10 protein-coding genes are annotated in these 12,840 nt (G+C 73.1%); 4 read left to right on the top strand and 6 right to left on the bottom strand.

The window, feature by feature from the left end:
- The first annotated feature begins 36 nt into the window (after positions 1-36).
- Positions 37-324, top strand: coding sequence for a ferredoxin (locus ACIP60_RS03645; RefSeq protein WP_033255313.1), 288 nt, complete (start codon positions 37-39; stop codon positions 322-324).
- A 43-nt stretch (positions 325-367) separates the two neighbouring features.
- On the opposite strand, the gene ACIP60_RS03640 is transcribed toward ACIP60_RS03645, so the two are convergent.
- The 3 genes from ACIP60_RS03640 to ACIP60_RS03630 all read right to left on the bottom strand — a co-directional run bounded on the left by ACIP60_RS03640 (position 368) and on the right by ACIP60_RS03630 (position 3,321).
- Positions 368-940 carry a hypothetical protein gene (locus tag ACIP60_RS03640; RefSeq protein ID WP_400679594.1) on the bottom strand — a complete coding sequence of 191 codons (573 nt, stop codon included), beginning with the start codon at positions 938-940 and terminating at the stop codon, positions 368-370.
- Positions 941-1,104: 164 nt separating this feature from the next.
- Complete coding sequence (locus ACIP60_RS03635; RefSeq protein WP_400679592.1) at positions 1,105-2,073, bottom strand: tRNA (adenine-N1)-methyltransferase; 969 nt, start codon at positions 2,071-2,073, stop codon at positions 1,105-1,107.
- Positions 2,074-2,118: 45 nt separating this feature from the next.
- Positions 2,119-3,321: a site-2 protease family protein gene (locus ACIP60_RS03630; protein WP_400679590.1), complete on the bottom strand. Its 1,203-nt coding sequence runs from the start codon at positions 3,319-3,321 to the stop codon at positions 2,119-2,121.
- Positions 3,322-3,478: 157 nt separating this feature from the next.
- Here ACIP60_RS03630 and ACIP60_RS03625 point away from each other — a divergent pair, with 157 nt between their 5' ends.
- Entirely contained in the window at positions 3,479-4,342 is an 864-nt protein-coding gene (locus ACIP60_RS03625; protein ID WP_400679587.1) for a RecB family exonuclease, read from the top strand.
- Positions 4,343-5,014, top strand: a complete 672-nt coding sequence (locus ACIP60_RS03620; protein ID WP_100839311.1) for a response regulator transcription factor — start codon at positions 4,343-4,345, stop codon at positions 5,012-5,014.
- Between the two features lie 72 nt (positions 5,015-5,086).
- On the opposite strand, the gene ACIP60_RS03615 is transcribed toward ACIP60_RS03620, so the two are convergent.
- From ACIP60_RS03615 to metH, 3 genes are all read right to left on the bottom strand, one after another.
- Complete coding sequence (locus ACIP60_RS03615; RefSeq protein ID WP_400679583.1) at positions 5,087-6,679, bottom strand: ABC transporter substrate-binding protein; 1,593 nt, start codon at positions 6,677-6,679, stop codon at positions 5,087-5,089.
- Between the two features lie 341 nt (positions 6,680-7,020).
- Positions 7,021-7,737: an HAD family hydrolase gene (locus ACIP60_RS03610; protein WP_400679580.1), complete on the bottom strand. Its 717-nt coding sequence runs from the start codon at positions 7,735-7,737 to the stop codon at positions 7,021-7,023.
- A 177-nt stretch (positions 7,738-7,914) separates the two neighbouring features.
- Complete coding sequence (gene metH, locus ACIP60_RS03605) at positions 7,915-11,418, bottom strand: methionine synthase (RefSeq protein WP_400679578.1); 3,504 nt, start codon at positions 11,416-11,418, stop codon at positions 7,915-7,917.
- A gap of 146 nt (positions 11,419-11,564) precedes the next feature.
- On the opposite strand from metH, the gene ACIP60_RS03600 reads away from it, so the two are divergent.
- On the top strand, positions 11,565-12,677 hold the full coding sequence (locus ACIP60_RS03600; protein ID WP_400679576.1) for a hypothetical protein: 1,113 nt from the start codon (positions 11,565-11,567) through the stop codon (positions 12,675-12,677).
- Positions 12,678-12,840 lie beyond the last annotated feature (163 nt).

Raw genomic sequence — 12,840 nt, 5'->3', positions numbered from 1 at the left:
GAATGCGGGGCGACCAGAGCAGAAACGGCAGGGGCAATGGCGGGGACTGGCGAGGCACTCGAAGTCTGGATCGACCAGGATCTGTGCACCGGCGACGGCATCTGCGCGCAGTACGCGCCCGAGGTCTTCGAGCTCGACATCGACGGGCTGGCCTACGTGAAGGGCGCGGACGACGAACTGCGCCAGCAGCCGGGCGAGACGGTGCCCGTGCCGCTGACGCTCCTTCAGGACGTGGTGGACTCGGTCAAGGACTGCCCGGGCGACTGCATCCACGTCCGCCGCGCGGCGGACGGCGTCGAGGTCTACGGGCCGGACGCGGACTGACCCGGCCGACCGGCCCGGCCCGGACGGCCGGGCTGACCGGCCCTCAGCTGCCGCGGACCGGCGTGGCGGTCTCGGTCTTCGTCCACGCCCCGCCGCCGGCCCGCTTCCAGGACAGCTCGACCTCCAGGTCGGGCGCGAAGCGCGGCACGTCCGGCGAGGAGTAACCGCGGGCCCTGCCGCGGATCGAGCCGTCGCTGCGGATCGCCAGCTCGGTGACGGTCAGGCCCTCGGTGTCGGGCAGCAGCACGGCGGGCGAGCCGTCCGGTCCGACCAGGAACACCCCGTCCGGCGGAGTGCCCATGTCGGCCTGGCAGTGCGCGGCGGCGACGGTCACCGGGGCGCCGCCCAGCACCGCGGCCGTCCTCAGGCTCACCGCGACCGGGAAGGGCCCGCAGTCGAGGGGGAGGTCCGCCTTCGACAGGTCCGCCTCCGGCGGGGCCGCCGTCCCCGCCGCCGAGCCGGCCGTCGGCTCCGCGGCCGGCTGACCGGCCGTCACGGCCCCGGTCGCCGAGGTCGCCCCCAGCGCCCCGCCCACCACGGCCGCGCACCCCGCCGCGACCAGCACCCAGTGCTTCAACCCCGAGCGCGCGTGCCCGGGTATCCGACGCTCCGTCACCACGAGACTCCCCTTTCCGGTCCGCGCATCCTCGCACACCGGCGCGGGCCGTCGCCCGGCCGGGGCGCGGGGGCGTCCGCGCGGGCCGGGGAACGCCGACAGCCAGGTCGCGGGGCGGCAGTGACCCGCCGTTCCCGCGCGACCTGGCTGTCGGTGCGCTGCCGTTACTGCGGGAGTTCCCGCGCGTCGTGCGAGGCGGCCTCGCGCTGGGCCTTGCGGACGGCCGCGCGCTCGGCGAGCGTCAGCTCGCTCTCCGGGCCGGTCTCGTAGTCCTCGCCGTAGGAGCCCTTCGCGGGGCGGCGGCGGCGCAGCGGGGGCTCGACGCCGTCGGCGAGGCGGCGGGCGGTGAGGAGGAAGCCGGTGTGGCCGATCATCCGGTGGTCCGGGCGGACGGCGAGGCCCTCCAGGTGCCAGGTGCGGACCATGGTCTCCCAGGCCTGCGGCTCGGTGAAGGTGCCGTGCTCGCGCAGCGCCTCGACGGTGCGCGACATCTGCGTGGTGGTGGCCACGTAGCAGCAGATCAGGCCGCCGGGGACGAGCGCCTTGGAGGCGACGTCCAGGCACTCCCAGGGGGCGAGCATGTCGAGGATGACCCGGTCGACGTCGGCCTCGACCAGGTTGTCCTGGAGGTCGCCGACGGTGAGCTTCCAGGCCGGGTGCGGGCCGCCGAAGTAGCGCTCGACGTTGCCGCGGGCGATGTCGGCGAAGTCCTGCCGGCGCTCGTAGGAGGCGAGCATGCCGGTGTCGCCGACGGCGCGCAGCAGGTAGGTGGAGAGGGCGCCGGAGCCGACGCCCGCCTCGACCACCCTGGCGCCGGCGAAGATGTCGGCCATGGCCAGGATCTGCCCCGCGTCCTTGGGGTAGATCACGGCGGCGCCGCGCGGCATGGACAGGACGTAGTCGGGGAGCAGGGGGCGCAGCGCGAGGTACGGGACGTTGCCCGTCGTGCGGACGACCGTGCCCTCGGGAGCGCCGATCAGCTCGTCGTGCGGGAACGCACCCTTGTGGGTGTGGAACTGGTTCCCGGCCTGGAGCGTGAACGTGTAGTGGCGGCCCTTGGGGTCGGTCAGCTGGACCTGGTCCCCGACCTGGAAGGGCCCGCGTCGGCGGGCGGCACCGGTCGGTTCGGACATGGGGGCCATCCTACGGGAGCCGGGGGGCTGCCCCCGACCACATGATCAGTCCGCTCCGGCGGCCCGGCCGAGCAGCGCGGCGGTGAGCCTGCGTTCGAGGTCGCTGAGCGAGAGCACGCCGTAGACCGAGCCGTCCGGCCGGACCACCAGGTACTCGGTGGCGGGGGCGCGGCGCAGGACGTCGAGGATCTGCTCGCCGGCCAGGTCGACGGGGACGGTGAGGCCGGGTTCGAGGTCGCGGGAGACGGCGGTGACGGCCACCCAGGGGCGGCGGTGCTCGGGGACGGCGCTGACCGCGGACTCCTTGACCACGGCGGTCGGCTCGCCGCGGCCGTCGACCACCACGATCGCCCCGGCGTGCGCCTCGCGGGCCCGGCGCATGGCCTCGCCGAGGGGGGTGTCGGCGGGGACGTCGATGCTGCGGCGGGCCAGCTCGCGGATCCTGAGCCGGGGCAGCACCTCCTTGAGGCGGGCGTTGCGCAGCGAGTTCCCGGCGCCCTGCCAGATGATGAAGCCGAGGATCGCGGCGAGCACGCCGTCGACCATGGCCTCGGTGGCGGAGCGCTCGACGTCCTGCGAGGAGCTGAAGATCGGCAGGCCGAGGACGACGGCGACGGCCAGCGCGCGGCCGACCCAGACCGCCGCCAGGGTGCCCTTCATCGGTTTGCCGGTGCAGGCCCAGACCACGGCGCGCAGCATCCGGCCGCCGTCCAGCGGGAGGCCGGGGAGCAGGTTGAAGGCGGCGACCACCAGGTTGGAGACCATCAGCCCGGCGAGCAGCACGCCGGGGACGGTGGCGGGTTCGACGGCGCGCAGGCCGAGCCAGAAGGCGCCGCCGAGGGCGAGCGAGAGTAGCGGGCCGACGAAGGCGAGCCAGAACTCGCGCCAGGGGCGGTCGGCCTCCTTCTCGATCTCGGAGACGCCGCCGAGGAACTGGAGCTGGATGCGGCGCACCCCGAGCCGGTAGCGCAGGCCGACCAGGGTGTGGGCGAGCTCGTGGACCAGGACGGAGCCGTAGAAGGCGACGGCGAAGGAGAAGGCGAGCAGGTAGCGGGCGGCGCCGAGGTCGGGCAGGACGTCGGCGAGGCGGCTGCCGAAGATCCAGGTGATCAGCGCGGCGACCAGGAACCAGGACGGGGTGACGTAGACGGGCACGCCGAACGGACGGCCCATCAGGATGCCGCCGCGCGGCTGGTCGTCGGGCTTCGGCTTCGGCCTCTCCGGTGCCCGCCCCTCGGTGTCGTTCACCGTGCTCCTCTCTCGCCGTCCGCTGGTGCCTCGTACGCTACGTGATCTCCCGGCGGGAACGGCGGTGCCCCCGCTCTCCCCTTTCCCCGTTCCTGCTCTCCGACCCGTGCGCGGCCCGTCCGCCCGTGCTGTCGGTTCGGTGCAATAGGGTCGTGGCATGCAGCAGACCGACCCCTCGCCCGCCCCGCGTCCGGCCGCCCGGCCGACCGGGCTGTCGCCGTCCCGGGCGGGTGACTTCATGACCTGCCCGCTGCTGTACCGGCTGCGGGTGATCGACCGGCTGCCGGAGCCGCCGAGCGCCGCCGCCACCCGGGGGACGCTGGTGCACGCGGTGCTGGAGCGGCTGTTCGACCACCCGCCGGCCGAGCGCACGCCGGAGCGGGCGCTCGGGCTGCTGGGCCCGCAGTGGGAGCGGTTGCTGGGGGAACGGCCGGAGCTGGCGGAACTGTTCCCGGGCGCGCCGGAGGAGTTGGCCGACTGGCTGGCGGACGCCGAGAAGCTGGTGCGCCGCTGGTTCCGGCTGGAGGACCCGACCCGGCTGCACCCGGTGGAGCGGGAGCTGTACGTGGAGACCGCGCTGGCCTCCGGCCTGCTGCTGCGCGGGTACATCGACCGGGTGGACGTCGCGCCCTCCGGCGAGGTGCGGCTGGTGGACTACAAGACCGGCCGGGCGCCCTCGCGGGACTTCGAGGGCAGGGCGATGTTCCAGATGAAGTTCTACGCGCTGGTGGTGTGGCGGTGGCGGGGCGTGGTCCCCAAGCGCCTGCAGCTGGTGTACCTGGGCGGCGGCGGGGACGTGGTGACGTACGACCCGGACGAGGCCGACCTGCTCGCGGTGGAGCGCAAGCTGGAGGCGCTGTGGGAGGCGATCTCGGCGGCGGTGGCCACCGGCGACTTCCCGGCGACGCGCAACCGGCTGTGCGACTGGTGCGACCACAAGGCGTCCTGCCCGGAGTTCGGCGGCACTCCCCCGCCGTACCCGCTGCCGGTAACTGTGACCATTCCTGGCAAGGAGTCGTAGGTGACGATCCGTGTGCTGCTGGTGGACGACCAGCCGCTGCTGCGTACCGGTTTCCGGATGATCCTGGAGGCGGAGTCCGACCTGGTGGTGGTCGGCGAGGCGGGCGACGGGCAGCAGGCGCTGGACCAGGTCCGCGCCCTGCAGCCGGACGTGGTGCTGATGGACATCCGGATGCCGCGGATGGACGGCGTGGAGGCGACCCGGCGGATCGCCGGCCCGGACCGGGACGGCCCGGCGAAGGTGCTGGTGCTGACCACCTTCGACCTGGACGAGTACGTGGTGGAGGCGCTGCGGGCGGGGGCCAGCGGTTTCCTGCTCAAGGACGTGCCGGCCGAGGAGCTGGTGCAGGCGATCCGGGTGGTGGCGGACGGCGCGGCGATGCTGGCCCCGTCGGTGACCCGCCGGCTGCTGGACATGTACGCCACCAAGCTGCCCTCGGGCGACGAGGCGCCGCCGCAGGCGCTGACGGTGCTGACCGAGCGCGAGGTGGAGGTGCTGCGGCTGGTGGCGCGCGGGCTGTCGAACGCGGAGATCGCCGCCGAGCTGTTCGTCTCGGAGACCACGGTGAAGACGCACGTGGGCCACGTGCTGACCAAGCTCCAGCTGCGCGACCGGGTGCAGGCGGCGGTGTACGCGTACGAGAGCGGCCTGGTGCGCCCGGGCTCGCTGTAGCCGCGGGCGGGAGCGCCGAACGGCCCGCCGCCCCCGAGGGGGTGGCGGGCCGTTCGGCGTGCGGGCGGACCGTTACTTCGCGGTGCGGCCGATCTCCCAGAACCGGAACACGCCGCTGCTGTCCACGGTGGAGTCCACGCCGGTGATGGCGGGCTGGTACACGTAGAAGGACTTGTTCTGGAACAGCGGGACCATCGGGACGGCGTCGGCCAGGATCTTCTGGATCTGGTCGTAGGCGCCGCCGCCGGAGCGGTCGGTGAGCTTGATCGAGTCCGGCACCAGCTTGCCGCTGATCTGCGGGTTGTCCCAGCCGTTGTGGAAGGCGCCGCCGCCGACCACCAGCGGGCTGATGTAGTCGTCGGCGTCGGAGTAGTCGGGGGTCCAGCCGACGGTGTACGCCTGGTAGCCGCCGTTCTTCCAGCCGGCCTGGAAGGCCGTCCAGTCGGGCTCCTGCTGGACGGTGACCTGGAACAGGCCGCCGTTCTCCAGCTGCTGCTTGACGGACTCCAGCTCGGCGGCGCCGGCCCGGGCCCGGGACCAGGTCAGGGTGAGCTTGACCGGGGTGGCGACGTGCGCGTTGGTGAGGATGCGCTTGGCCTTGGCCGGGTCGGGCTCGCCGTACTTGTCGAAGAACGCGGTGGTGTGGCCGGCCACGCCCGCCGGGACGATCGAGTAGAGCGGCTGCACGGTGCCCGCGTAGACGTCGTGGGAGATCGCCTTGCGGTCGACCAGCTGGGCGGCGGCCTGCCGGACGGCCTGGTTGCCGCCGGTCTCGTCCTTGGTGTTGAAGACCAGGTAGCGGGTCTCGCCGGAGGCGCCCTCGGCGACCCGGAGCTTGCCGGTGCCGGCCAGGTCGTCGCTCTTGATCTGGGCGGCCGCACTGGGGTCGAGGCTGTTGTCGGTGAGGTCGACCGCGCCGCTGTCGAGGGCGGACTTCAGCTCCTCGGGCTTGTCGAAGTAGCGCACCGCGAACTTGCTGTTCTGGAGCTTGGCGGTGCCCTGGTAGCCGGAGTTGGCGCTGAGCAGGACCTTGCTGGGGGCCTTGCCGTTCATCTCGACCGAGTCGATCTTGTACGGGCCGGAGCCGACCAGGGAGCCGTTGCCGAGCAGCTTGTCGGCCGGGAAGACCTGGTGGTCGACGATCGAGCCGGCCGCGGAGGCCAGCTTGGCCGGGAGCACCGCGTCGGGGCTGTCCAGGTGGAAGGTGATGTCGCGGTCGCCGGAGGTCTCCACCGAGGCGATGGTGGACAGCAGCGAGGCGGGGCCGGACGGGTCGTCGATCTTCTTGACCCGGTCGATCGAGAACTTGACGTCCTGGGCGGTCAGCGGGTGCCCGTTGGAGAACTTCAGGCCGCTGCGCAGCTTGCAGGTGTAGGTGAGCGCGTCGGCGCTGGTGAACTGGCAGGACTCGGCGGCGTCGGGCTGCGGCTCGGTCGCGCCGGAGGGGAAGCTCAGCAGCGACTGGAAGGTGTTGTTGAGGATCAGCCAGGAGCCCGCGTCGTACGCGCCGGCCGGGTCCAGCACGCTGGTCACGCTGGTGGTGCCCATGGTGATCGTCTCGTTGCCACCGCCGCCGGCGACCTTCTCGACGGAGGCGCAGCCCGCCGCCGTGGTGGCGACGAGGGCGGCGCAGCTGAGCACGGCCAGGCGGTTGGGCGTCGTCATGCGGGGTGGTCTTCCTCACTGCGTGCGGCCGGCTGTCGCCGGTGGCCCGCCGTCCGGCGCCTGGGTGTGGCGGCGGTGGCGGGTCTGGTACGGCCCGCGTGCGCGCCCGGTACCCGGTTTTTCGGGTGGGGCGGCGCGGGGACTGGTGCGGCCTTAGCGTGCCACATCGGTCCCGGAGGGTCACCGGGCGTACGGCGGGCGCGGGCGCGCGGTTCGCAGGGCCTTGTCCGCTCAGCCGACGAGTTGTCAGCCAATGCCCGTTTTCGCCCGCGCGGCCGGACACGGTCCGCGTACCACCGAACGCGGAACGAAACCGACAAAGGGGGTGAGGGAGACGAACCTCACACCCCGCCTCGTACCCGGGCGCCGGCCAGGGTGCGCAGCAGGTCGAGGTCGACGTGCTCCAGCGAGGGCAGCACCAGGCGGCCGGGGGCGGGCTCGATCGGGGCGATCGAGGGGATCGCGATGACCGGGCAGCCGGCCGCCTCGGCGGCGGCGACGCCGGTGGGGGTGTCCTCGACCACCACGCAGCGGGCCGGGTGGGCGCCGAACCGGGCGGCGGCGGCCAGGTAGGGGTCGGGGTGCGGCTTGGTGCGGGCGACCTCGTCGCCGGCCACGGTGAAGGCGAAGTGCCGGGCCCCCAGGCTGCGCAGCACGATGTCGATGATGTGCCGGTGCGAGGCGGACACCAGGGCGGCCGGGACGCCGTGCGCGGCCAGGGTGTTGAGCAGCCGCTCGGCGCCGGGCATCAGCGGGACGCCGCCGGCCAGCAGGTCGACGAAGCGCTGGTTGATCAGGACGGTCAGTTCGGCGGGGCTGAGGGTGACCCCGGTGCGGGTGATCAGGTAGTCGATCACCCGGGTCATCGGTCCGCCGACCACGTGGGTGCGGTCCTCGGCGGTGAGGCGGTGGCCGAGTTCGGCGAACAGGTCGACCTCGGCCTGCCACCAGAAGTCCTCGGTGTCGACCAGGGTGCCGTCCATGTCGAGCAGGACGGCGTGCAGGCCGCCGTCCTCGCCGTCTCCGCCGATGCGGACCGGGGTCGAGACCGTCGTCATGCGCGCCGTCCTTCCTGGTGGGTGGCCCGGCGCGGTGCGGTTGCGGCGCGTCCGGGGATGGCGCGGGCCGGCCCGCTGGTCTGCGGACCGGCCCGTTCAGGATCATCAAGAATACGCCCGCCCGGTCGGATTGCACCGGGCGGCGGCGGGGCGAACGGATGATCTCCGGTTGAAGGTCTAGCGCGCGTTGAAGTACTTGGCCTCGGGGTGGTGGAGCACGATGGCGTCGGTGGACTGCTCGGGGTGCAGCTGGTACTCCTCGGAGAGGATCACGCCGACCCGCTCGGGGCGCAGCAGCTCGGCGATCTTGGCCCGGTCCTCCAGCTCGGGGCAGGCGCCGTAGCCGAGCGAGAAGCGGGCGCCGCGGTACTTGAGCGCGAACATGTCGCGCACGTCCTGCGGGTCCTCGTCGCCGAAGCCCAGCTCGTAGCGGACCCGGGCGTGCCAGAACTCGGCCAGCGCCTCCGCCAACTGGACGGACAGGCCGTGCAGTTCGAGGTAGTCGCGGTAGGAGTTGTCGGCGAACAGCTCGTTGGCGGCCTCGGAGATCCGGTTGCCCATGGTGACCACCTGGAGGCCGACCACGTCGCGCTCGCCGGACTCCTCGGGGCGGAAGAAGTCGGCCAGGCAGAGCCGGCGGCCGCGGCGCTGGCGGGGGAAGGTGAACCTGGTCAGCTCGGAGCCGTCCTCGCGGTACAGGACCAGGTCGTCGCCCTTGGAGTTGGCCGGGAAGTAGCCGTAGACCACGGCGGGCTCCAGCCAGCCCTCGGTCTGTAGCCGGTCCAGCCAGCCGCGCAGCCGCGGGCGGCCCTCGGTCTCCACCAGCTCCTCGTAGGACGGGCCTCCGCTGCGGCCGCCCTTGAGGCCCCACTGCCCCTTGAACAGGGCGTCCTCGTCCAGCCAGGAGGCGTAGTCCTGGAACGGGATGCCCTTGATGATCCGGTCGCCCCAGAACGGCGGGACGGGGATCGGGTTGTCGACGGCCACGTCGGAGCGGATCTGGCCGAGGTCGGCCTCCTCCGGCTCCTCCACCTCGACCCGGGCGTGCCGGCGCTTGCGCAGCTCGGGCAGGGTCGCGCCGGGCACGCCGCGCTTGATGCCGATCAGGGCGTCCATCAGCCGCAGGCCCTCGAAGGCGTCCCGGGCGTAGCGGACCTCGCCGTCGTAGATCTCGTGCAGGTCCTGCTCGACGTAGGCGCGGGTGAGGGCGGCGCCGCCGAGGATCACCGGGAAGTCGGCGGCCAGCGCGCGCTGGTTGAGCTCCTCCAGGTTCTCCTTCATGATCACCGTGGACTTGACCAGCAGGCCGGACATGCCGATCACGTCGGCCTTGTGCTCCTGGGCGGCCTCGACGATCGCCGACACCGGCTGCTTGATGCCCAGGTTGACCACGTTGTAGCCGTTGTTGGACAGGATGATGTCGACCAGGTTCTTGCCGATGTCGTGCACGTCGCCCTTGACGGTGGCCAGCACGATGGTGCCCTTGCCCTCGCTGTCGGACTTCTCCATGTGCGGTTCGAGGTGCGCGACGGCGGCCTTCATCACCTCGGCGGACTGGAGCACGAACGGCAGCTGCATCTCGCCGGAGCCGAACAGCTCGCCGACCACCTTCATGCCGGACAGCAGCGTGTCGTTGATGATCTCCAGCGCCGGGCGCTCGGCCAGCGCGGCGTCCAGGTCGGCCTCCAGGCCGTTGCGCTCGCCGTCGATGATCCGGCGCTGGAGGCGCTCCTCCAGCGGGAGGGCGGCCAGCTCCTCGGCCTTGGACGCGGCGCTGGAGGCGGCGGAGACGCCCTCGAACAGCTGGAGCAGCTTCTGCAGCGGGTCGTAGCCCTCGGCGCGGCGGTCGTAGACCAGGTCCAGGGCGGCCTGCCGGCGCTCCTCCGGGATGCGGTTCATCGGCAGGATCTTGGCGGCGTGCACGATCGCCGAGTCCAGGCCGGCCTCCACGCACTCGTGCAGGAAGACCGAGTTGACCACCTGGCGGGCGGCCGGGTTGAGGCCGAAGGAGATGTTCGACAGGCCCAGGGTGGTCTGCACGTCCGGGTGGCGGCGCTTGAGCTCGCGGATCGCCTCGATGGTCTCGATGCCGTCGCGCCGGGACTCCTCCTGGCCGGTGGCCAGGGTGAAGGCCAGGCAGTCGACCAGGATCGAGGACTCGTCGATGCCGTACTCGCGGCCCAGCTGCTCGATCAGCCGCTCGGCGATGGCGACCTTGGTCTCGGCGGTGCGGGCCTGGCCCTGCTCGTCGATGGTCAGCGCGATCAGGCCGGCGCCGTGCTCGCGGGCCAGCGCGGCGATCCGGCCGAACCGGGTGTCGGGGCCGTCGCCGTCCTCGTAGTTGACCGAGTTGAGGACGGCCCGGCCGCCGAGCATCTCCAGGCCGGCCTTGAGCACCGGCGGCTCGGTGGAGTCCAGCACGATCGGCAGGGTGGAGGCGGTGGCCAGCCGGCCGGCGATCTCGCGCATGTCGGCGACGCCGTCGCGGCCGACGTAGTCCACGCACAGGTCGAGCAGGTGGGCGCCCTCGCGGATCTGCTCGCGGGCGATCTCCACGCAGGTCTGCCAGTCCGCGGCGAGCATCGCCTCGCGGAACTTCTTCGAGCCGTTGGCGTTGGTGCGCTCGCCGATCGCCAGGTAGGAGGTGTCCTGCCGGAACGGCACCGCCTGGTACAGCGAGGCGGCGGCCGCCTCGGGGTGCGGGTCGCGGGCGGTGATCGGCAGGCCCTGGACCCGCTCGACCACCTGGCGCAGGTGCTCGGGGGTGGTGCCGCAGCAGCCGCCGACCAGGGCCAGGCCGTAGTCGCGGACGAAGCCCTCGTGCGCGTCGGCCAGCTCCTCGGGGCTGAGCGGGTAGTGCGCGCCGTCCTTGGTGAGCACCGGCAGGCCGGCGTTCGGCATGCAGGAGAGGCCGACCTTGGCGTTCTTCGCCAGGTAGCGCAGGTGCTCGCTCATCTCGGCCGGGCCGGTGGCGCAGTTCATCCCGATGAAGTCGATGCCCAGCGGCTCCAGCGCGGTCAGCGCCGCGCCGATCTCCGAGCCCAGCAGCATGGTGCCGGTGGTCTCGACGGTGACCTGGGCGAGGATCGGCAGGTTCACCCCGGCCTCCGCCAGGGCGGCCTGGCAGCCCAGCACCGACGCCTTGGTCTGCAGCAGGTCCTGGCTGGTCTCGATCAGCAGCGCGTCCGCGCCGCCCGCGATCAGGCCCGCCGCGTTCTGCCGGAAGCCCTCGCGGACCACCTCGAAGGTGGTGTGGCCGAGGGTCGGCAGCTTGGTGCCCGGGCCCATCGAGCCGAGCACCCAGCGGGTGCGGCCGTCCTTCGCGGTGAAGGCGTCGGCCACCTCCCGGGCGATCCGGGCACCGGCCTCGGACAGCTCGAAGATCCGCTCGGGGATGTCGTACTCGCTCAGCGCCCAGTGGTTGGCGCCGAAGGTGTTGGTCTCCACGCAGTCCACGCCGACCGCGAAGTACGCCTCGTGCACCGAGCGCACGATGTCGGGACGGGTGACGTTCAGGACCTCGTTGCAGCCCTCCAGCTGCTGGAAGTCCTCCATCGTCGGCTCCTGCGCCTGGAGCATGGTGCCCATCGCACCGTCGGCCACCACCACCCGGGTGGCGAGTGCCTCGCGCAGGGCGTCGGCGCGGTCCTGCTGGGCGGACGTGGGTACAACGGTGGCCATGTGGCTGCTCCCTGAGTGCGACGGCTGTCGGCTATGCGCTCCCGCTGGACCGGGGACGCACCCCGCCAGGGTATCGGTCCCACCCCGGCCGGACGGAACCCGTTTCGAATCCTGGGCGTCCTTGTCCACCGGAAGGGAGCACGATCATGCCCGCTTCGGGGGAACAGAGCCGGTGGAAGCGCGCCGCGCGCACCCCGCGTGCGTCCGAATGGCGGACACTGCCGGCCCGGGCGCGCCGCCGCTGGCGCGGGCGCACCCGGTGGAGCCGGCCGCGCCGCGTCCTCACCGCGCTCGGCACCGTCCTCGCCCTGCTCCTGCTGCCGGTGCTCGGCGGGGCCGCCGCGCTGCGCTGGGAGTACGCCGGCGACCCGGCCGCGGACGCCCGCACCCGCGGCAAGGACGCGATCTGGCTCGGCCACGCCTGGGTCGACGGGCGGCGCACGCCCGAGGAGCTGACCGCGCTGGCCGCGAAGGTGCGCAGCACCGGCATCCACGACCTGTACGTGCACACCGGGCCGCTGGCGCACGACGGCTCGCTCGACCCGGCGCTGGCGCCCGGCGCGGCGGACTTCCTGGCCCGGGCGCACGCGGCGATGCCGGGGGTGCGGGTCCAGTCCTGGCTGGGCGACGTGGTGGCGCCCGAGAAGGAGGGGCTGCACCTGGACCGCCCCGACGTCCGGGACCGGATCACCGGCGCCGCGCGGCAGGTCCTCGACCTGGGCTTCGACGGCGTCCACTTCGACCTGGAGCCCGTGCACTCGGGCTCGGCCGGGTTCCTCGCCCTGCTCGACCAGGTGCACGCGCTCACCGCCGCCCGGTCGGTGCCGCTGTCCATCGCGGCCCCGCAGATCGATCCCGTCCCGGGGCTGGGGCGGGTCGCCTTCGCGCTCAGCGGGCACGGCAAGTACTGGTCCGCGGCGTACTTCGCGGCGGCGGCCGGGAGGGTCGACCAGGTCGCGGTGATGTCGTACGACACTTCGATGCCGGTCGAGTCGCTGTACGGCGGCTACGTCGCCCGGCAGACCTCGCTGGCCCTGGCCCACACCCCGCCGGGCGTCGACCTGCTCATGGGCCTGCCGGCCTACTGGGCCGACACGCCCACCCACCGCGGCGCCGCGGAGACCGTCCGCGCGGCGGTCCGCGGCGTACGACTGGCCCTCGGCCCGAACGGCCGGCGGAACTTCGGCCTCGCCCTGTACGTGGACTTCGCGGCCACGCCGGACCACTGGGAGGCGTACCGGGACGGCTGGTGCAACTAGCTGCGCGAGCGCGGAAAGCGAGCGCGGAAAGCAGGGGCGCGGGGAACTGCGCGCGGCGGGAGTCGCACGTCAGCGAGGTCGCGGGGCAGGGCAAGTGCTCGTCCTGCGTCGCGATCCGGCTGTGCGTGCTCGCTCGGCCGCGCAGTTCCCCGCGCCCCTGCTT

This window comes from Kitasatospora sp. NPDC088783 (assembly GCF_044750705.1).
In the GTDB taxonomy this organism is placed as follows: Bacteria; Actinomycetota; Actinomycetes; order Streptomycetales; family Streptomycetaceae; genus Kitasatospora; species Kitasatospora fiedleri.
This window is presented reverse-complemented; position numbering and strand designations above follow the sequence as displayed.